Here is an 18,880-nt window from a genome sequence, read left to right on the forward strand (position 1 = left end):
TCTACAACCACAACATTCCCCAGCGCGCCTTGGATAACGCAACACCGATTCAGGCGATGAAGAAATGGCAGGAGAAAAAGCCGGAATTATTCGTTAAACGCGTATATAACCAGGCCGGTCTTGACAGATAAGTTTATTACTAAACCGACGTGCAGTAGTGCTCTTAATATATTTCCTCTGTGCCAAAAATCGAAAAATTCAAGATTCCCCCCGAAACTGTTCGCTCCTGCATAGTTGCTCCAGCCCTTGCTGATCCCCAGCCGCCACAAAACACCGCGCCTGCCAGCGCTGCGTGCGCAGTGCCTGGGCAGATTCAGGCACACACCACGGCGGATACACGCGCAGCGCGCGCTTTCCGCCGACGCCGGCGCGCGACATCACGCCGCGTTCGATCAGTACGGCGCGGGAAAAGACAAAGAAGCCGTGCCGCGCGCCGTCGCCCACGGCGATGATGACGATATCGACGGGGTCCGCTTCGTCCAGTGGGGCGATCTCGGCATCGGGATGGGGGCGCTTCCAGACGGTAACGAACTGGCCGGTTTTCGTCGGCGTGGTTTTCGCCATGCGCAAGACCAGCCGCTTGCCGTCCAGTTCGGCACGGCAGGCGCCGTAGTCCGCGCTTTCCGCTTCCGGCACGGGCGCTTGCGGCAATCCCAGGAAGGCCCACGGACTGGCCTTCATTGCGCGCTGAACTCGGCTGCGGCCTTGGCCGCCCACAACGCCTCGGCGTGGCTGGCGAACGGGCTGTCATAGCCTTCGATCTTGCCATCTTCGTCGACAAAATATAACCACCAGCCATCGGCCTGCTCGCGGATAGCTATCTGACCCGGCGCGCAGTGGGCTACCACGTCCTGGGTCGATGCGAGGGTGGTGATGGTGATGCCGCGGTGAATAATATGCTCAGGTGTCATGGCAAAATCGCTAATGCAAAATAAATAATGGCGATAGTGTAGCCGCGCCGGCCCATCCTGGCCAGTGCGCTACCCGGTTCTTTCAAACGGAGGACAACATGGCATCGCAGCAAAGCACCGTGGATTTTTTGCTCGATCAACTGGCGGGCGCAGGCAGCGTCAATGCAAAGAAAAATTGGTTGGCGAGTACGGTTTGTATTGCGACGGCAAGATGTTTGCCATCGTCGCCGACGACCAGCTGTTCATCAAGCCGACGGACGCGGGCCGCGCCTGGATCAGCGCGCAAGGCACGCTGCAGGAAGCGCCGCCCTACCCGCAAGCCAAGCCGCCGCCCAAGCCAAAGAAACCGGCGTCAGCCAGCTAATACGCTGTTTTCACACGCCTTGTCCTGCAGGAAACATTGTAGGTTGTGATACGTGATGGCGGCGATCTCGCGCAGCGCTTCGATGGTGAAGAAGCCCTGGTGGCCCGTCACCAGCACGTTCGGGAACGTCATCAAACGCTGGAAGATGTCGTCGTCGATGATGTCGGACGAGCGGTCCTGGAAGAACAGATTGCTTTCTTGTTCGTACACATCGATGGCAAGCGAACCCAGCTGGCGCGATTTCAGCGCCTCGATGACGGCGCCCGTGTCGATCAGGCCGCCACGCGAGGTGTTCACCAGCATGGCGCCCTGCTTCATCAGCGGCAGCGTAGCTTCGCTGATCATGTGGCGCGTGCTCTCCATCAGGGGACAATGCAGGGAGACGATGTCGGATTCGGCCAGCAGCTGCGGCAGCGCCACCAGCGTGCCCAGTTCTGCGAACGCAGGCGCCGGATACCGGTCGTGGCCCAGCACCGTGCAGCCGAACCCCTTGAAAATGCGCGCCGTGGCCAGGCCGATCTTGCCCGTGCCGACGATGCCCACCGTCTTGCCATGCAAGGTGGCGCCCAGCAAGCCATCGAGAGAGAAATTGCCTTCGCGCACGCGGGCGTAGGCGCGGTGCGTGTGGCGGTTCAGGGTCTGCACCAGGGCCAAGGTGTATTCGGCCACGGCTTGCGGCGAATATGCGGGCACGCGGGCGACAAACAGGCCCAGGCGCCTGGCCGCTTCCAGGTCGAGGTTGTTGTAGCCGGCGCAGCGCAGCAGGATGGCGCGCACGCCGTAGCCGTGCAGCGATTCCAGCACTGGCGCGTCGAGCACGTCGTTGACGAAGACGCAAACGGCTTCGGCGCCTTGTGCCAGGACCACGGTTTCCTGGCTCAGCAAGGCGCTGTGGTAAACCAGTTCGATGCCGGCGGCGTCAGGCTGGGACGGCAAGCCTTCATCGAAGAAGCGGCGGTCGTAGGGCTGGCTGGCAAAGAAGGCGATTTTCATGGAAAGTCCTGGAACGTGCTGGATGACAAAACAACATCATAACGCAAGCGCCCTGCCCCACGGCGTACGCCTGCGCCCTTGGCAGCCTACTTGGGTTCGCGGGGCAAGGTCAAGACATGGCGCAGGTACGCCGTCTCGTCCGCGTGCTGCGCATGGTAGCGCTCGCGCGCGGCGCGCATCGCCGCCTGGTGGGCGACGATGCCGGTTTCCGTCAGCTCGACGCCGAAGTCCGCCGGCGGCCGTGGCGCGCCGCCGAACAGGCGCGCCAGGATGAAGTGGCCCACATTGTCGCGGTAGTGCGACGCTTCCCAGTAATAGCGCATGTCGCGCGCGCCCGACACTTGCGGGATAACCTCGCTGGTGATGCTATTGAAGCCTGAAAAGTCAATCACGCGCACGTCGCAGCCCTGGCGCCGGTAACGCCCGGCCATCTGCGCCAGGTCGCGCTGCCACTGTTGCATGGCGTCCCACTTGCCGCGCCAGTACAGGGCGGCTAGCGTCAGCGCATGCGTGGGATTGATGTACAGGCGCAAGCGCGTGCCACCCCGGCACAGGGTGCCGACGCTCGCATCGAAGGCGCGCAGCGCGGGTGCTGTCGGCCCCAGGCCGTCGCCGAATTCCTGCAGCCGCGGCGTGAACGCGCGCGCCGTGCCGGCCCAGCCATGGTTGCGGCTGGTGATACAGGACTGGTCGCGCTGGCCGTGCAGGGCCAGGCTGGACAGACAGGCGCCGTCATAGCTGCCGCTGAGGATGCGCCATGTGTCGCGCGTCATGTCCACCGTCAGGCCGCGCTTGATATTGAGCAAGGCGCGCCGCGCGAAAAACGCGGGGCCGCCGTCCGTCAGGCCAGGCTCCACGCCAGCCGAGCCCAGCTCCATGGAAAACGAGGGCGCGTGGATGCCCCACACCATGGTGTCGACATGGCTGACCCTGGCCGCGTGCTCGGCCAGCAAGATGGCGTCGCCGATCGAAGCGCCCGAGACGGCGCTGTTGAAGACGCTCTTGCCCTCGAACAAGGTGCGCATGCTGCTCGCCGGCAAGCCCATTTCCGTGCGCGAATTGCCGATGTAGACGACGGCGGGCCGGTAGCGCGCCACCGCATACGTCTTGCCCCAGACGGCCAGCTTTTCATACGTGGGACGCAGGCGCTGCACCAAGGGGCTGTCCCACTGGTGCAGCAAGTAGGGATCGACCTGGTAGTTCATGAACGAGACGGAGCCGAGCACCAGGCAGACGCAGGCGCAGAAGCAGATGAGGTAGCGGCGGGCCGGAGTGTCCATGTTCAGAATTGGAAGTAGAGAAATTCGGTGACCCGGTTCATGCCGAAGATGCAGGCGACGAACAGCGCGGCAAAGCTCACGCTCCAGCGCCGCGTGGGCCGCCAGCTGAGGGCCCAGCGTCCTATCGGTTGAAATATTCTTTCAATCGCGGGCGCGTAAAGAAAGAAAATTTCTTGCGTGTTCGGTGCCCTGAAGGCCAGCAGCATGGCGCCCAGCAGCACCGGCAAGCCCGGTCCCGCCAGTTCGATCCAGCGAATGCCGTCGAAGGCGGGATGCAGGCCCCACTGCGCCAGGCTGGCCGCATGGCTGGCCAGGCCGCGCGGCAGGCTCACGCCGTTCGCCCCCACCAGCGCGCCCGCGATATCCCAGGCCGTGGCCACGTCGGGCGCGCGGAAGAAGATCCAGGCCAGCATCACGGCAAGAAAGGTCAGGAAGGTTGACCACCAACCAGGCCACCAACGCGCCCGCGCCGCGCCAAAGAACCGCTGCCACGCCTGCTGCAGCACCAGGTACAAGCCATGCAAGCCGCCCCAGATGACAAAGGTCCAGCCGGCGCCATGCCACAGGCCGCCCAGCAGCATGGTCAGCATCAGGTTGCGGTAGCGCATGGCCTCGCCGTGGCGGCTGCCGCCCAGGGGAATATACAGATAGTCGCGCAGGAAACGCGACAAGGTCATGTGCCAGCGGCGCCAGAAGTCGGCGATATTGGCCGCCTTGTACGGCGAGTTGAAGTTCAGCGGCAATTTCACGCCAAACAAGCGCGACAGGCCGATGGCCAGGTCCGAATAACCGGAAAAGTCGAAATACAGCTGGAAAGTGTAGGCCAGCACGCCGATCCACGCTTCGATCAAAGTCGGTGTGGCGCCAGCGGCGAAGACGGGCATGGCCAGCGGCGACAGATTGTCGGCGATCAGCACCTTTTTCGCCAGGCCGATGGTGAAAATCGACAGGCCGATGGCGAAATTGGCTGCGCGCGGATGGGCGTTGGCCGGGTCGGCGAACTGCGGCATCATGTCGCGGTGGTGCAACACGGGGCCGGCGATCAGGTGCGGGAAATAGCTGACGAACAGCAGGTAATGGATGAAGCGGTATTCGCGCACCTCGCCCCGGTAGCAATCGACGAGGAAGGCGATCTGCGTGAAGGTAAAAAACGAGATGCCGATCGGCAGGATGATGGCGAGGCCAGACAGGGGCAGGCTGGCAGCGCCAGCACCGGAGGCGATGGCGTTCACGCTATCGATGAAGAAATTCGCATATTTGTAGTAGGCGAGCAGCCCCAGGTTCAGCGCCAGCGCCGCCAGCAGTGTGCGCTTGCGGGCCGCGCCCGCGCTGGCGCCAATCAGGCGCCCGGCGCCGTAATTGAGGCAAATGGATGCCAGCAACAGCGGCAAATAGCGCACATCCCACCAGGCATAGAAAAACAGCGAGGCGAGCGCCAGCCACACGGCCGGCGCCTGGCGCCAGTTGGCACTGGATCCCCAGCGGTCCAGCAGAAAATAGCCGGCCAGCACGATGGGCAGATAGCCGAACAGGAAGGCGAAGGAATTAAACAGCATGCTGCCTCCTGGCAGGCAAGGACTGGACCTGGTAGTAACAATCGGCAATCTGCGCGGCCACCCTTTCCCACGTAAAACGTTCCACCAGGGCTTGCACGCGGGAACGCTCGGGCGGCAGCGCCAGCAAGTCGAGGATGGCCTGGCGCTGCGCGGGGCCATCGTCCCAGGCCACCTTGCGCAGCGCAAACGCGGAATCGGGCAAGTCCAGCGCGCTTTGCGCCGTCATGACGACGGGCGTGCCGGCCGCCAGCGCTTCGAGCACGCTCAAGGGAAACACTTCGCCCTGGCTGGGCAAGGCCGCCACGGCCGCCGCATGGTAGGCGCTGGCCAGCAGCGGGTCGGCGTGGTCGAGCGCGCCCAGCCAGCTGACGTGCGGCAAGTCCAGCAACTGCTGCAAATACGTTTGCTGTTCGCGCGGCGCGGCGCCGATCAGCACCAGAGGCAAGCCGGCGCCCCCCAGCGCCTGCGCCAGTCCCAGCTGGTTTTTATACGCTGAAATACTGCCCGTCATCAGCACGAACGGCTCGGCGATACCCGTTTCGCGCAGGAACAGATCGCCATTGGCCGTGAAGAAATGCGGGTTGATCCCATTCGGCAAGACGCGGATGGCCTCGGCCCCCATGCCGAAACCTTGCACGATGGCATCGCGCTCGGCCTCGCCCAGGGCGATTACCATGTCGGCCAGCTGCAAGGCACGCCGCGTCTGCGCATAACTGGTTTGCACCATCCATTGCGTCAAGCATCCCGCCAGCCGGTCGGCCAGCCGCGCGCGCCAGGCGCCGGCCCGGCCCCAACCAGGCGACAGCAGCGGCGACAGCACCACGGGCACGCCTTGCTCGCTGGCCATTTCCATGATGCGATAAGTGCCATTGCTGGCCGAAAACACGGGCAGCACGTCGAAATCGGCCAGCCGCTGGTGGTTGGCGTCGACCAGTTGCACCTCCAGCGGGCGCGCCGGTAACTGGGGCAAGCGGTTCAGCGCGGCAATGGTTTCGCGTACCTGGATCTGCAAGCCGCCGTCGCGCTGGAACAGCATCGGGTAAGACAAGATACCGACACGCATGGTCATCCTTTCGTGCATTTGACTGCCAGCCAGCGGCCAGCCAGCTTGCGTTGCAACAACAAGAACTCACCGGCAAGTTCATGCTTCAACAGGAACAGACCGGCCAGCCAGCACAGCAAGGTGGCCAGCGCCGTACCCGTCAACGCCAGCAGCGCCGGTGTATCAAGCGGCAGCCACAGCAGCGCAGCGACGGGCGCCACGGCGCTGACGCCGCAGAGCAGCAGGCTTTTGCGCAAGGCCCGCGCCAGGATGCGCCAGTCGAGTGCGCTCAAGCGCCGCAGACAGCCGTAGTTCAGCCAGCTGCGCAGCACGTTGCTGAGCACCACGGCCCAGGCCACGGCCACCAGGCCGAACGGCGCCGCAGCCAGCAGCAGCGCCACTTTTATCAGGCCAGCGCAGGCATCGAGCCGCACCTGCGCATGCAGCTGGCCCGTCGCCACGAACAGGTAGCGGGCCATGCTGAACATGCTATACACGGCCGAGGACAGGCACATGATGCGTATCAAGGGCACACAGCCGATCCATTGCGCGCCGTACAACACCTTGACCAGGGGCAAGGCCATGCAGGCTAGGAAGAGGAAGAAGGGCCAGGCCAGCGCCGTCATGTAGCTGATCGTGCGCAGATACACGAGCTCAGCCCCGCCCTGCCCACCCTGTCCCCCTCCTTCGCGGGCGCGCACCGCGAACAGGGGAAACACCACGGGCGAAATGGCGCTGGTGATGGCTTGATTAAAAATATTCAGCATGCTTTGCGCCTTGCCGAACAGGGCCAGGCTTTCAATGCCGATCAGCTTGCCGATGATGAGGTCCGGCGCCGCCACGCCCGCCTCGTCGACCAGGCCGCCGCCCGTCGCATACGCGCCAAAGCGGGCGATATCGCCCATGCCGCGCCGTCCCGGCAGCCACGGCAGCGCGTCCGGCCGCACCAGCAAGCTCACCAGCAGCGAAGCGCAGGAACCGGCCAGCGCCGCCCACACCATGCTCATGTAACTGTAGCCCTGCAGCGCCAGCAGCACGGCCACCAGCAGGTTGACCACGCTATTGGCCGCGTTGATGGCGTAGATGGCACGAAAGCGCAGTTGGCGGCGCAGCATGGGTAAGGTCAATGCGCTGAATGGGATCAAGAGGAAATTGACCGACAGCAAACGCAGCACCAGGGTCAGCCGGGGCTCGCCATAGAACTGCGCCAGCGGCGCGCTGGCCAGCAGCACCATGCCTGCCAGCAGCCAGGCGACGAGCAGGCTGGTGGCCAGCGCGGCCCGCAGTTTCACGGCATCGAGCTGCTTTTCCTGGATCAGGTATTGGCCCACGCCAAAATCGCGCACCACTTGCGCCAGCGCCACCAGCACGGCGCCCAGCGAATACACGCCCACCTCGGCCGGCGTCAACAGGCGCGACAGCACCATGCTGGCGATGATGCCCAGCAGCAGCACCGTGTATTTTTCGGCGAAGGAAAAGAAAAACGAATGGCGGGTGGCGCTCATGCGGACCGCCCGCGCCTAGACCAGGCCCGCATAGAACTGCCGCAACTGGCGTTCCAGGCGCGGCATCGAATAGCGCTGCACGGTTTCCTCGCGCGCCAGCCGCCCCATGCGGGCGCGCCGGGGTTCATCGACCAGCAACTTAGCGACGGCCGCGCAGGCAGCGTGCTCGTCATCGAGCGGCAGCAGCAGTCCCCCGGCGCTATCGTGCAGGATATCGCGGGTGCCCGGCACATCCGTGCCCACGGCCGGCACGCCGCACGCCATGGCTTCGATGGTGGCGATGCCAAAGCCTTCATTTTTACTCAGCAGCACATGCAGGTCGAAGGCGGGCATCAACAGCTCGACGCGCTGCTGGAAGCCGGCAAACACCACGCGTTGCGCCAGTCCCGCCTGTTGAACCTGCAGCCGCAGCATGGCTTCCAGCGGTCCCGTGCCCACCAGCACCAAATATAGGTGGGGGAACTGCGGCGCCAGCCTGGCAAACAGGGCCAGCAGCGCCTGCGGGCGCTTTTGCGCGGACAGTCGCGCCACAGCCCCCAGCACCAGCGCGTCCGGCGGCAGCCCGAGTTGCTGCCGCGCCAGCACTTTCCGTGCGGGCGAGACAATAAAAGTATCCGTATCGACGCCATTGGGAATGACGGCCAGCCGCGTTTCTGGCGCCAGCATGTCGCGGTACAGGTCGAGGAAATGCCGCATGGCAGACGGCGACACGGCATACACGCCTTTGACGCTGCGAAACGCTTCCTGCAAGCGGGGCCGTTGCCATTCGCTGAAGGTTTCCAGGGGAAACGCATTGTGCACGCTGATCACGGCCGGCAAGCGGCACTGCCGCGCCAGCCACAGGATGGAAGCGCCATATGCCGTCCAGCAAAACGCCACATGGACCAGGTCGGGCCGCAGCCGCCGCAGCCGCCAGGCGCCCGTGACCCTGGCGCGCAGCCAATTCCAGCGCCGCCAGGCCCAGTGTTCGAGAAACAGCGGCGGTTCATACACGCGCACTTGCATCTGCCTTGCGCGCAAGTCTTGCGCCCAGGCAGTAAAACCGGGAAAGCGCCGCAGCGCCAGCACGCTGTCATAGCCGCTCGCGCCCAGCATTTTGGCCTCTTGCGCCATGCGCAGTTCCATGCCGCCCAGCTCGCCCGAATAACTGCTGATGACGATGCGCGGCAGGCGTTTGCGCCGTCCCCGCCACGCTTCATGGAAAAAACCGCGCAGCCAGGCCCGTTCCCACTGGCGCAGGAACAGCTCGGCCTGGTCGCGCCGCAACCAGGCCCGCAAGGCGCCCAGGGTATCGCGCACGTATCTGCCCAGCATCCAGCGAGGCACGCCCAGCAGCTCCACGCTGGGCGCGAGCGTGGCCAGCCGACATTGGCCCCGGCCGAACAGCATGGCGCGGCGCAGTATCCAGGCGCGCTGCACTTGCTGTGGGCGGATGATGTGCGCCACCCTCGCTTGCGGACAGAACCAGGAAGGATTGCCTGCCGCATGCATCTCCAGGTTGAGCCGGGTTTCGCTGCCCATGGCGTAATTGCTCCCTTGCGGGCCGATGCTTTCGTCATAGCGGGCGCCCGCCTCGAAGATGCGGCGGCGTATCGCCATATTGGCGCCCCACACCAGGCCCGGATAGATGGGCGCGTCGCGCAGCTCGGGGCTGGTAATGCCCCACGTCAAGCCAACGGGGGTCAGGCGCAGCAGCCAGTGCGCCGCTTGTTCCCGCCAGGCGGGCACGATGGCGCCGCCGAACAGGGCGTAGCCGGGGTGGCTGCGCGCGCTGCCCTGCAGACGGCACAACCAGTCGGGCGCGGGCATGGCGTCATCGTCGCCAAACACGAACAGCTCGTTGCCATCGCCGCCCTGGCGCAAAGCGTACTCGACGGCCCCGTTCAGGGCGGGACTGCGGCCGCGCCGCGCCACGTAGACGGAACTCAAGGGCAGTCGGCCGCGAAAGGAGGCGATCACCGTGGCCGTGGCGTCCGTGCTGCCATTGTCGGCGATGACCAGGCGCCAACCGCCCACGGGCGGGCGCAGCGCCATGTAGGCGCGCAATACCTGGGGCAAGGTGCCGGCGCCATTGTAGGTCGCCATGAGAACGGTCAACAAGGACATGCCGCCTTGGTCTTACCATGACAAAACTATGCATCCAGCAGTATTGATCCAGTGTACTGAGCCTGCCCGCCAGCCCGTTGACAGGCATCAATACCTTGCCAACCCGGCAAAAACCAGGAGCGTCCCCTTCATGCGCGACATCGTGATCAGCATCATCATCCTCGGTTCGCTGCCCTACATCCTGAAGGCGCCAGCCATTGGCGGCCTGATGTGGGTCTGGGTCAGCGTGATGAACCCGCATACGCAAGCCTGGGGCTTTGCCACCCAGATGCCGTTCGCCTTCATCATCGCCATCGTCACCATGCTCAGCCTAGCGATGACGCGCGAACCGAAAAATCTGCCACTCACGCCCGTCAGCGTACTGCTGCTGCTGTTCGTCGGCTGGATGAATGTCACGGCCCCGTTCGCGCTGCTGCCCGAAGCGTCGTGGGTGCAGTGGAACAAGGTCATGAAGATCATGCTGATGAGCTTTGTCATCATGATGGTGATACGCACGCGGCGCGACATCGTGCGCCTCGTGTGGGTGCTGGTGGGCTCGATCGGCTTTTACGGCGTGAAAGGCGGCATCTTCACCCTCCGCAGCGGCGGCACGGAGCGGGTCTGGGGGCCGGAGGAAACCTTTATCGGGGATAACAACTCGCTGGCCCTGGCGCTGATCATCACCATCCCCCTCATGTATTATTTGCAGCAAAACACGGACAAACGCTGGCTGAGCCACGGCCTGACGCTGGCAATGCTGCTGTCGGCGCTGGCCGCGCTGGGCTCGTATTCGCGCGGCGGGCTGCTGGCCATCGCCGCCATGGGCTTGTTCATGTGGCTGAAAAGCGAGCGCAAGCTGGTGCTGGGCGCGCTGCTCGGAGCGGTCGCACCGCTGCTGCTGGCCTTCATGCCCGAGCGCTGGGCAGAACGCATGGATACCATCAACACCTATCAGGACGATGTCTCTGCCATGGGCCGCCTGAATGCCTGGCGCATGGCCTGGAACCTGGCACGCGAGCGCTTTCTTGGCGGCGGCTTCGATGTGTCCGACGCCAGCATCTTCGCCCGCTACGCGCCCAACCCCATGGATGTACACGCGGCGCACAGCATCTATTTCCAGGCGCTGGGCGAACACGGCTTTGTCGGCTTGTTGATTTACCTGGCGCTGGGCATCGCCACCTGGCGCACGGCCGCCGCCATCATCCGCCGCACGCGGGGCAAGCCGGAGCTGCGCTGGGCGCACGGCCTGGCCACCATGAGCCAGGCCAGCCTGATCGGCTTTGCCGTGGGCGGCGCCTTCCTCAGCCTGCTGTATTTCGACATGCCCTACTACCTGATGGCCGCCCTGATCGCCACGCGCATCATCGTCGAGCAGCAGGCGCCCAGCCTCACCTCCCGCCAGGCCAGGGCCGCCATCGGGGAGCAGCCATGACGGCCACCTTGTCCATTTTGATTTACCACCGCGTGCTGGCGCGGCCCGACCCCTTGTTTCCCGGCGAAGTGGACGCCCGGCTGTTCGAGCGCCAGCTGCGCCTGCTGAAGCGCTTTTATGCACCGCTGTCCCTGTACGACGCCGTGCAGCGCTTGCAAGATGGCAGCTTGCCGCCGCGCGCCGCCTGCATCACCTTTGACGATGGCTATGCGGACAATGCACAAGTCGCCCTGCCGTTGCTGCAGCGCCATGGCTTGCACGCCACGTTTTTTATCGCCACGGCCTACCTGGACGGCGGACAGATGTGGAATGACACGCTGATCGAGGCCGTGCGCCAGGCATCCGGTCCCCAGCTGGACTTGCAGGAACATGGCCTGGGCTGCCTGCCCGTCGCCAGCCTGGCGCAGCGGCAAGCGGCCATCGCCACCTTGCTGGGCCAGCTCAAATACCTGCCGTTCGGCCGGCGCCAGCAGCTGGCCATGCAGATCCGCCGCCAAACGGGCGCCACGGCGGGCCAGGCGGCCATGCTGAGCACCGCGCAGCTGCGCCAGTTGCAATCGGCGGGCATGGGCCTGGGCGCGCACACGGCCAGCCACCCGATTCTGTCCACCTTGTCAGAGCGGGAGGCGCAGCTGGACATCGCCAACGGCAAGCGCCAGCTGGAAGACTTGATCCAGGCGCCCGTTTCCCTGTTTGCGTATCCGAACGGCAAGGCCGGGCGCGATTATGGCGCGCCGCATGTGGCAATGGTCCACAGCCTGGGTTTCAAGGCGGCCGTGGCCACGGACTGGGGCGTGGCGCGCCCCGGCGCGGGGCTGGACCTGTTGCAACTGCCCCGCTTTACGCCGTGGGATCGAGGACGGCTGGCATTTCTGTGGCGTTTGCGGCAAAACCGCCGGCAAGCGCACCCAGCGCGCCCGGATGCTGGCTGAGCCACTGTTCCAGCATCAGCAGCAGCCACACCATGGTGCCGTGATAGGCCGGATGTTCCACCAGCAAGCGCCCTTGCAAATCGTCGATGAAGGCGGGCCGCACGATGCCGCGCCCGCGCAACTGCGTCAGGTTGTCAAAAGCAAATTCGCGCAGCGGCGCGTGGCTGTGCAACCACTGGCCGAATGGCAAGCCGAAGCCGTGCTTTTTCTTGCGCACGATGGCCGGCGGCAGGATGTCCGCCAGCGCCCGCTTGAAGAAGGGCCGCAACTGCCTGCCATCGAGCTTGTCCCGCGGCGCCAGGCGCGCGGCAAACGCCACCATCGCATCGTGCAGCAAGGGAAAGGCCGCTTCCACGCCAGCCAGCTCGCACGCCTTGCGCACCTTGAACAGATCGTTGTCGGCCAAAGTAAAACGCATGTCCAGCGCCAGCAGTTCATTGATCTGGCTCAAACCCTGGCCTTGCCGCTCCCAATACGCGCCATTCACGCAGCCGGGCGCCATGCCCGGGGCTATGGTATCGATGAAGCCCGTTTCCAGCACCGTGCGGTAGCCATGGCGCAGCAGCAGGTTGTAGCTGTCGAGCCTAGCCGGTAGCGGCAAGCTCGCTTGCTCGATGTAGCGGCGCGCCTTGTCGCCCAGCCGCCACGACTTGCCCGTGCGTACACGGAACAGCAGCGGCTCGATGATGGCCTGGCGCAATATGCCAGGCAAGCGCGCGTACTGCGACAGCAAGGCCTGGTGCGCATAGCGCTCATTGCCGCCAAACAATTCATCGCCGCCATCGCCGCCCAGCAAACGCGTCACGCCATCCTCGCGCGCCATCTGCGCGCAGTAAAAGGCGGGAATGGCCGAGGCATTGCCGAAAGGCTGGTCGAAAATGGCCGCCATGGCGGGAATCGCGGCCAGCACGTCGTCAGGCGTCACGTAGCGTTCGTGGTGGATGCTGCCCGCGTGGCTGGCGGCCAGGCGCGCATACGCCATTTCGTCATAGCCGGGCGCATCAAAACCGATGGAATACGTGCGCGCGGGCCGGCCCGTCACCTGGCCCATGATGGCGGCCAGGGTGGAACTGTCCGTACCGCCGCTGAGAAACGCCCCCGTATCCGCCCCATCCGCCCCCAGGCTGCTTTCCACGACCTGGCGCAGCAGGCGCAGGAATTCCTGCTTGTTGCCGGCAAAGCTGGCCCGCTTGCGCGCCCCTGGCTCCTGGAAAGCCAGCTGCCAGTAACTGCCCTTGCATAGCTTGCCACCGCGCACCTCCAGGTATTCGCCAGGCAGCAAGCGCTGCTGGCCCAGGTACGCCGTGGCCGGGCCAGGCACCATGTGGAAGTACAGGTAGTGATACAGTGCTTGCGGATCGAGCGCACCCCGCACGGATGGATGGGCCAGCAAGGCGTCGTGCGAAGAGGCAAAGAACAGGCCCTGCGCATTGTTCGCATAGCTGAGCGGGTGCATGCCGGCGCGGTCCACGGCCAGCAGGGCCGAGCCGGAAAAAGCGTCGAGGATGGCCAGCGAGAATGGCCCGGACAGGCAGGCGCAGGCGGCCACGCCCCGGCTCAGCCACAGGGACGCGAGGCGGCTCGCCACGTCGTCCGCCGAATCGTCGAGCACGGGCCGGCCCCAGATGGCCACTTGCAAGCCATCTTGCTGGTGCACATGGCGACTGCCATCGAGGGCGGCCACGGCCACGCCGCCCACGTCGCTCACGCTGGCGGCCAGGAGCGCGCCATCGAAACGCGACAAGGGCGCGGCCATGCTGACCAGCGCGGCCTGCGCTGCGGTGCCAGTATCGGCCCCGTTCGCCGCCGCCAGCCAACCGCACAGGCCGCTCATACGAGCACCTCGACCGGCAAGGGGTGGCCGAGAAAGGCCGTCGGGCTGGCCGTCAAGCCATACGCGCCCGACTGGAACACCACCACCAGGTCGCCCTCCTCGGCACGCGCCATTTCCATCCGGTCGGCCAGTAAATCCAGCGGCGTACACAGCGGTCCCACGACGGACGCCACTTCGCGCGCCCCGCCCTGCAGGCGGTTGCCGATGGCGACCGGATAATTCTTGCGGATCAGCTGGCCGAAATTGCCGGAGGCCGCCAGATGGTGGTGCAAGCCGCCATCCGTGACGAGAAAGACCTGTCCATGCGACACCTTGCGTTCGAGCACCTTGCACACATAAATACCGGCCTCGGCCACCAGGTAGCGGCCCAATTCCAGGTTCAGGCGGGCGGCGGGCGCCGCCTGGGCCAGGATGTCGAGCTGCCGCTGCAAGCCGTCCGCCACGGGGGCCAGGTCGAGGGCCTGGTCGCCGGGGAAATACGGCACGCCGAAGCCGCCGCCGATATTCAGGGTGCGCAAGGGCGACGGCGCGCTGTCGGCCAGTTGCAGGGCCAGTTGCACGCTCAGCGCCTGCGCTTCGGCCAGGGCCGATGCCGACAGGTTTTGCGAGCCCGCATACAGGTGAAAGCCGTGGAAATCCAGCCCCAGCTGACCGACGCGGCTCAGCAGCGCCGGCACCTGGGCCGCATCGACGCCAAACGGCTGCGCGCCGCCGCCCATGCGCATGCCCGTGCGGCGCAAGGCGAAATCGGGATTCACGCGCACGGCCACCCTGGCCGTCACGCCCAGCCGTTCACTGGCCAGCGCCACCCTTTCCAGCTGGGCACCCGATTCCACATTGATCAGCACGCCTGCCGCCACGGCCCGCGCCAGTTCGCCATCGCTCTTGCCTGGTCCCGCAAAACTGATACGCGACGGCGCCATGGGCGTATCGAGCGCCGTCGCCAGTTCACCGCCCGAGGCCACATCGATGCCATCGACCAGGCCCGCCAGCCACTGCACCACGGCCGGCATGGGATTGGCCTTCATGGCGTAATGCACGAGCACCCCGGTGGGCAAGGCGGCGCGCAGTTCGGCCACGCGGCGCGTGATGTGCGCGCGTTCATACGCGTAGAACGGCGTGCTGCCCACCCTCTGGGCCAGCCGGCGCAAGGACATGCCGCCGATCTGCAGCATGTCGCCAGCCACGGCGAACTGGCGCAGGGGCGCGTGCGACGGCAGTTCCGGCCTATTCGGGCTTTCCGGTCCTTCCGGGCTTTCCGGGCTGTTCAAATGGCCGTCTTTGATGCCGGGACCGTTCATGCCGCATCTCCTGATTGGACCGCATACGCGCGCGCCAGTTCCCTGGCCAGCAATGGGCGGTCGATCTTGCCGTTCGGATTGCGCGGCAGCACGCCGTCGCGGATTTCCACCCACAGCGGCACCATATAGCTGGGCAGGCGCGCGCGGCAGGCGGCCAACACGCTGTCGCGCAACAATTCGGCACCTGGCGCGGGCGTGACGAGCAAGGCGATGGCCTGGCCCAACACGGCATGGGGCAGGCCCAGCGCGGCCGCCTCGCCCACCAGCCCGCTCGCATACGCGATTTCCTCGATCTCGGCCGGGCTGACCCGGTAGCCGGACGTCTTGATCATCTCGTCGCTGCGGCCCACGAAATACAGATAGCCATCCGCATCGCGGCGCACGGTGTCGCCCGACCAGACGGCCAATTCCGGCAGCACCAGGCCGCTCGCCTGCGGCGGCAGCGGCTTGAAGCGCTCGGCCGTGCGCGCTGCATCGTTCCAGTAGCCAAGCGCCACCAGCGCGCCACGGTGCACGAGCTCGCCCGGCTCGTCGGTGTCACACACGCTGCCGTCGGGGCGCAGCACCAGCACTTCCGCGTTGGGGATCGCTTGCCCGATGGAATCGGGACGCCGCTCCAGCTGTTCCGGTGCCAGATAGGTGGAACGGAACGCTTCCGTCAAGCCATACATCAGGTAGACCTGCGTGCGCGGCAGCGACTGGCGCAGCCGGTCGAGCGTACTGCGCTGCATCACGCCACCCGAATTGGTGATGTAGCGCAAAGGCGTGGACAGGGGCCAGCTCAGCTGCGACAGTTGCACCCACAGGGGCGGCACGGCGGCCAGGCCCGTGATGGCTTCCTGCTCCACGAGCTCGACAATGTCGCGCAGCAGCAGATAATTCATCAGCACGGCGCAGGCGCCGCTGGCAAAGGCCGTCGTCAGCTGGCTCAGGCCATAATCAAAACTGAGCGGCAGCACGCACAGAATACGGTCCTGCGGCGTGTTGCGCAGGTAGGACGACACGCTGAGCGCACCGGCCAGCATGTTCCGGTGCGACAACACCACGCCTTTCGGCCGCCCCGTGCTACCCGAGGTATACAAGATGGCGGCCATGTCCGTGTCGATCACCGCATGCCACAGGAGTGGGAGTGCGGGCGCGGGCGCGGGCGCGGCGGGTATGCCACTCCACGGCAGCAGTCGTACCTTGCCCAGGTGCGATGCCGTCTCCCTTTCGCCCGTCAGCAGCACCGTCTGCAAGTCCGGGCAGGCGGCCAGCGCGGGCGCCAGCTGCGCCAGGCGTTCGCGCGAGGTGACGAGGATGGTCACGTTGCAATCGGCCAGGATGTAGGCCACCTGGTCCGGCTTGAGCAGCGGATTGACGGGCACGAACACGCCGCCGGCCGCCGCCGCGCCAAACATGGCGCCGACGTTTTCCGGGCGTTTTTCCAGGTACACGGCCACGCGCGCGCCACGCCGCAAGTCCAGCGTCAGCAGGGTCGCGGCCGCCTCGCGCACGGACTGCGCCAGCGCGGCATAGCTGTGTTCCTCGCCCTGCCACGACAGGGCCGGCGCGTGCGGCGCGCGCTGCGCCGCGTCGAATATCAACTCGTGTATCAGTGTCGCCATCGTTTCGTCTCCGGGTTGCCATGATTGCCATGCATTCCCCTATGATTCAGACAAACGGCCACAGCGGTCTTGATTTTGATCAATTAACAGTTTCAGCAACACAGCTTGAGCCGGCGCAAGACCAGCGCCGGCCGCTGCGCTCTAATGGACAACATTGGCTGCATAGCCGCCCCATCCTTGACCGCCATGGCCAGCTTCGCCCGCTTCCTCCATTTGCCCCCCCTGCAACGGCTTGCCGCCAGCCTCCGCCAGCTGGGTTGGCGCGACAGCGCCTGGCTGGCCCTAGCGCGGCTGCTGGCAGCGATACCGGGCGGGCGCTGCGCGCTGCACCGCTACCAGTTCGTGGCGCAAGCCGTGGCGCCCGGTTCGCTGTGCCGCGGGCGCGGCCAGTCGATCACTGTCACGCCCTGCCTGGCGGAGGCGGACTTGCCGTCCGGCCCCGAACGCCGTCCCGGCGCGCTGCGCGAGCGTTACCGCCAGGGCGCGCAATGCCTGGTGGCGCGCAGCCGGCAAGACGCGGAAAAAGACGGCATGGCGGGCTGGATCTGGCTGCTGCGCCACGGTTGCCAGGAAGACGAGGTGCGCGCCAGCTATGCGCTGGCGTCGAAGCAGTCTTCGTGGGACCTGGACGTGTGGGTCCATCCGGCACAGCGGGGCGGCCTGGTCTTCGCCCGCCTGTGGGAAGAAGCCAACGCCGTGTTGTACGCGCAGGGCGTGCGCTGGTCGTGCAGCCGCATCTCGCGCTTCAACCGTGCCTCGCTGGGCGCCCATGCGCGCCTGGGCACGCAGGCGCTGGGCACGGCCACCTTCCTGCGCTGCGGGCGCTGGCAATGGATGGCCGCCAGCCTGCCGCCGTATCTGCACCTGTCGCGCCGCCCGGACGACATTGCCTGCCTGGCCTTCGATACCAGCCGCCTGCCACATTACCCTTCCCTGGAGCTGACATGCCGCATCTTGAAGCAGTAAAGCACATCCTCGACACCACCCTGGGCTTGAACGGGCGCGCGCTGGAAGCCCACACGCCGCTGCTGGGCAGCGTGCCGGAACTCGACTCGATGGCCGTGATCGGCGTGATCGCCGCGCTGGAAGACCATTTCGGCATCTTTGTCGCCGACGACGACATTCACGCGCGCCACTTCGCCACCGTGGGCAGCCTGCACGACTTCGTGTTTGCACAGCTGCGTCGATGAGCCATACCGCCACCGCGGCGCTGCCGCTGCTGCCCTTCTTCCTGCCCGCCAGCGGCGGCCAGCGCTACTGCCTGCTGCACCTGCCGCCGCCGGGCCGCAGCGTGCGCGGCGGCATCCTCTACGTGCATCCGTTCGCGGAAGAACTGAATAAAAGCCGCCACGTGGCCGCCGCGCAGGCGCGCGCCTTTGCCGCCGCCGGCTACAGCGTGCTGCAGATCGACCTGTTTGGCTGCGGCGACAGCAGCGGCGACTTCGGCGAGGCGCGCTGGGACATCTGGCACAACGACCTGCACCTGGCTTGCGCCTGGCTGGCGCAGCGCGTCGACGGCCCCTTGACCGTGTGGGGCGTGCGCCTGGGCGCCCTGCTGGCGCTCGATTTCGCCAGCCGCGCGCCGCTACCCCTGGCGCGTTTGCTGCTGTGGCAACCGGAAGCCGATGGACGGCGCAGCATCGACCGCTTCCTGCGCCTGCGCCTGGCCAGCAGCATGCTGGCCGGCGGCACGCAGGACGCACCCGGCCATGCGCGCGCCAGTCTGGCACAAGGCGAGCCCGTGGAAGTGGCCGGCTACCTGCTGGCGCCCGAGCTGGCGCACGCTATCGATGGCGTCAGCGCAGCGGCGCTGCTGCCTGCGGTGCCTGTCTACTGGCTCGATTACCAGGGTCCGGAGCAAACCGGCGCGCCCTTGCCGCCGCTGGCGCGCCACTGGCGTGAACGCGGCACCGCCGTGCACGTGGCCAGCTTCGGCGACGGCCCGTTCTGGCACAGCAGCGAGCTGCTGGCGTGTCCGCAACTGCTGGAGGCCACGCGGGCACTGTGCCGCGATTGGCTGGCCGAGTAAAGGACGCCG

At 66.1% G+C, this 18,880-nt stretch carries 17 protein-coding genes and 1 pseudogene; 7 read left to right on the top strand and 11 right to left on the bottom strand.

Going from position 1 to position 18,880, the window contains the following annotated elements:
• Nucleotides 1-131: pseudogene (locus CSZ94_RS28815) on the top strand (IS481 family transposase); the annotation flags it as partial.
• A gap of 67 nt (nucleotides 132-198) precedes the next feature.
• Here the strand turns inward: CSZ94_RS28815 and CSZ94_RS19215 are convergent.
• Nucleotides 199-681, bottom strand: a complete 483-nt coding sequence (locus tag CSZ94_RS19215) for a MepB family protein (RefSeq protein WP_102122990.1) — start codon at nucleotides 679-681, stop codon at nucleotides 199-201.
• Entirely contained in the window at nucleotides 678-911 is a 234-nt protein-coding gene (locus CSZ94_RS19220) for a hypothetical protein (protein WP_102122991.1), read from the bottom strand. The genes CSZ94_RS19215 and CSZ94_RS19220 overlap by 4 nt, the downstream gene beginning before the upstream one ends.
• Before the next feature lie 175 nt (nucleotides 912-1,086).
• Here CSZ94_RS19220 and CSZ94_RS19225 point away from each other — a divergent pair, with 175 nt between their 5' ends.
• A complete protein-coding gene (locus CSZ94_RS19225) occupies nucleotides 1,087-1,275 on the top strand; it encodes a TfoX/Sxy family protein (RefSeq protein ID WP_258001089.1) in 189 nt (62 codons plus the stop codon).
• Here CSZ94_RS19225 and CSZ94_RS19230 read toward each other — a convergent pair.
• The 6 genes from CSZ94_RS19230 to CSZ94_RS19255 form a co-directional block, all read right to left on the bottom strand.
• Nucleotides 1,264-2,268 carry a 2-hydroxyacid dehydrogenase gene (locus tag CSZ94_RS19230; protein ID WP_102122992.1) on the bottom strand — a complete coding sequence of 335 codons (1,005 nt, stop codon included), beginning with the start codon at nucleotides 2,266-2,268 and terminating at the stop codon, nucleotides 1,264-1,266. The two genes, CSZ94_RS19225 and CSZ94_RS19230, sit on opposite strands and share 12 nt — an antisense overlap.
• 86 nt (nucleotides 2,269-2,354) lie before the next feature.
• Entirely contained in the window at nucleotides 2,355-3,548 is a 1,194-nt protein-coding gene (locus CSZ94_RS19235; protein ID WP_102122993.1) for a hypothetical protein, read from the bottom strand.
• A 2-nt stretch (nucleotides 3,549-3,550) separates the two neighbouring features.
• Nucleotides 3,551-5,104 (bottom strand): MBOAT family O-acyltransferase, encoded by a 1,554-nt coding sequence (locus CSZ94_RS19240; RefSeq protein WP_102122994.1) that lies wholly within the window; start codon nucleotides 5,102-5,104, stop codon nucleotides 3,551-3,553.
• A complete protein-coding gene (locus CSZ94_RS19245; protein ID WP_258001091.1) occupies nucleotides 5,094-6,167 on the bottom strand; it encodes a glycosyltransferase family 4 protein in 1,074 nt (357 codons plus the stop codon). The genes CSZ94_RS19240 and CSZ94_RS19245 overlap by 11 nt, the downstream gene beginning before the upstream one ends.
• A gap of 2 nt (nucleotides 6,168-6,169) precedes the next feature.
• Nucleotides 6,170-7,651, bottom strand: a complete 1,482-nt coding sequence (locus CSZ94_RS19250; protein ID WP_102122996.1) for a lipopolysaccharide biosynthesis protein — start codon at nucleotides 7,649-7,651, stop codon at nucleotides 6,170-6,172.
• A 15-nt stretch (nucleotides 7,652-7,666) separates the two neighbouring features.
• Nucleotides 7,667-9,751, bottom strand: coding sequence for a glycosyltransferase (locus CSZ94_RS19255; RefSeq protein WP_258001092.1), 2,085 nt, complete (start codon nucleotides 9,749-9,751; stop codon nucleotides 7,667-7,669).
• A gap of 136 nt (nucleotides 9,752-9,887) precedes the next feature.
• Here CSZ94_RS19255 and CSZ94_RS19260 point away from each other — a divergent pair, with 136 nt between their 5' ends.
• Together CSZ94_RS19260 and CSZ94_RS19265 are read left to right on the top strand one after the other, a co-directional pair.
• Nucleotides 9,888-11,168: a putative O-glycosylation ligase, exosortase A system-associated gene (locus CSZ94_RS19260; RefSeq protein ID WP_102122998.1), complete on the top strand. Its 1,281-nt coding sequence runs from the start codon at nucleotides 9,888-9,890 to the stop codon at nucleotides 11,166-11,168.
• The gene (locus CSZ94_RS19265) at nucleotides 11,165-12,100 is read left to right on the top strand and encodes a polysaccharide deacetylase family protein (RefSeq protein ID WP_102122999.1); all 936 of its coding nucleotides are present in this window, start codon (nucleotides 11,165-11,167) and stop codon (nucleotides 12,098-12,100) included. Before CSZ94_RS19260 ends, CSZ94_RS19265 begins: the two co-directional genes overlap by 4 nt.
• On the opposite strand, the gene CSZ94_RS19270 is transcribed toward CSZ94_RS19265, so the two are convergent.
• The 3 genes from CSZ94_RS19270 to CSZ94_RS19280 form a co-directional block, all read right to left on the bottom strand.
• Nucleotides 12,009-13,934: an asparagine synthetase B family protein gene (locus tag CSZ94_RS19270; protein ID WP_102123000.1), complete on the bottom strand. Its 1,926-nt coding sequence runs from the start codon at nucleotides 13,932-13,934 to the stop codon at nucleotides 12,009-12,011. The genes CSZ94_RS19265 and CSZ94_RS19270 overlap by 92 nt on opposite strands.
• A complete protein-coding gene (locus tag CSZ94_RS19275; protein ID WP_102123024.1) occupies nucleotides 13,931-15,109 on the bottom strand; it encodes a pyridoxal-dependent decarboxylase, exosortase A system-associated in 1,179 nt (392 codons plus the stop codon). The genes CSZ94_RS19270 and CSZ94_RS19275 overlap by 4 nt, the downstream gene beginning before the upstream one ends.
• Nucleotides 15,110-15,231: 122 nt before the next feature.
• Nucleotides 15,232-16,842, bottom strand: a complete 1,611-nt coding sequence (locus CSZ94_RS19280) for an acyl-CoA ligase (AMP-forming), exosortase A system-associated (protein WP_102123001.1) — start codon at nucleotides 16,840-16,842, stop codon at nucleotides 15,232-15,234.
• 186 nt (nucleotides 16,843-17,028) lie between these two features.
• Between CSZ94_RS19280 and CSZ94_RS19285 the strand changes: the two genes are divergently transcribed.
• Genes CSZ94_RS19285 through CSZ94_RS19295 form a run of 3 tightly spaced genes read left to right on the top strand, consistent with a single transcriptional unit; the run spans nucleotide 17,029 to nucleotide 18,871 of the window.
• Complete coding sequence (locus CSZ94_RS19285) at nucleotides 17,029-17,808, top strand: hypothetical protein (protein ID WP_258001093.1); 780 nt, start codon at nucleotides 17,029-17,031, stop codon at nucleotides 17,806-17,808.
• Nucleotides 17,787-18,032 carry an acyl carrier protein gene (locus CSZ94_RS19290; RefSeq protein WP_102123002.1) on the top strand — a complete coding sequence of 82 codons (246 nt, stop codon included), beginning with the start codon at nucleotides 17,787-17,789 and terminating at the stop codon, nucleotides 18,030-18,032. Before CSZ94_RS19285 ends, CSZ94_RS19290 begins: the two co-directional genes overlap by 22 nt.
• Nucleotides 18,029-18,871, top strand: coding sequence for a hydrolase 2, exosortase A system-associated (locus CSZ94_RS19295; RefSeq protein WP_102123003.1), 843 nt, complete (start codon nucleotides 18,029-18,031; stop codon nucleotides 18,869-18,871). The genes CSZ94_RS19290 and CSZ94_RS19295 overlap by 4 nt, the downstream gene beginning before the upstream one ends.
• Nucleotides 18,872-18,880: the final 9 nt, after the last annotated feature.

Source organism: Janthinobacterium sp. ROICE36 (assembly GCF_002869965.1).
In the GTDB taxonomy this organism is placed as follows: domain Bacteria; phylum Pseudomonadota; class Gammaproteobacteria; order Burkholderiales; family Burkholderiaceae_D; genus Janthinobacterium.

Bases quoted from the DNA above. Each gene is read 5' to 3' on its own strand.
- CSZ94_RS19215 (WP_102122990.1), bottom strand. From the start codon at position 681: ATGAAGGCCAGTCCGTGGGCCTTCCTGGGATTGCCGCAAGCGCCCGTG.
- CSZ94_RS19220 (WP_102122991.1), bottom strand. From the start codon at position 911: ATGACACCTGAGCATATTATTCACCGCGGCATCACCATCACCACCCTC.
- CSZ94_RS19230 (WP_102122992.1), bottom strand. From the start codon at position 2,268: ATGAAAATCGCCTTCTTTGCCAGCCAGCCCTACGACCGCCGCTTCTTC.
- CSZ94_RS19235 (WP_102122993.1), bottom strand. From the start codon at position 3,548: ATGGACACTCCGGCCCGCCGCTACCTCATCTGCTTCTGCGCCTGCGTC.
- CSZ94_RS19240 (WP_102122994.1), bottom strand. From the start codon at position 5,104: ATGCTGTTTAATTCCTTCGCCTTCCTGTTCGGCTATCTGCCCATCGTG.
- CSZ94_RS19245 (WP_258001091.1), bottom strand. From the start codon at position 6,167: ATGCGTGTCGGTATCTTGTCTTACCCGATGCTGTTCCAGCGCGACGGC.
- CSZ94_RS19250 (WP_102122996.1), bottom strand. From the start codon at position 7,651: ATGAGCGCCACCCGCCATTCGTTTTTCTTTTCCTTCGCCGAAAAATAC.
- CSZ94_RS19260 (WP_102122998.1), top strand. From the start codon at position 9,888: ATGCGCGACATCGTGATCAGCATCATCATCCTCGGTTCGCTGCCCTAC.
- CSZ94_RS19265 (WP_102122999.1), top strand. From the start codon at position 11,165: ATGACGGCCACCTTGTCCATTTTGATTTACCACCGCGTGCTGGCGCGG.
- CSZ94_RS19270 (WP_102123000.1), bottom strand. From the start codon at position 13,934: ATGAGCGGCCTGTGCGGTTGGCTGGCGGCGGCGAACGGGGCCGATACT.
- CSZ94_RS19275 (WP_102123024.1), bottom strand. From the start codon at position 15,109: ATGCTGCAGATCGGCGGCATGTCCTTGCGCCGGCTGGCCCAGAGGGTG.
- CSZ94_RS19280 (WP_102123001.1), bottom strand. From the start codon at position 16,842: ATGGCGACACTGATACACGAGTTGATATTCGACGCGGCGCAGCGCGCG.
- CSZ94_RS19285 (WP_258001093.1), top strand. From the start codon at position 17,029: ATGGCCAGCTTCGCCCGCTTCCTCCATTTGCCCCCCCTGCAACGGCTT.
- CSZ94_RS19290 (WP_102123002.1), top strand. From the start codon at position 17,787: ATGCCGCATCTTGAAGCAGTAAAGCACATCCTCGACACCACCCTGGGC.
- CSZ94_RS19295 (WP_102123003.1), top strand. From the start codon at position 18,029: ATGAGCCATACCGCCACCGCGGCGCTGCCGCTGCTGCCCTTCTTCCTG.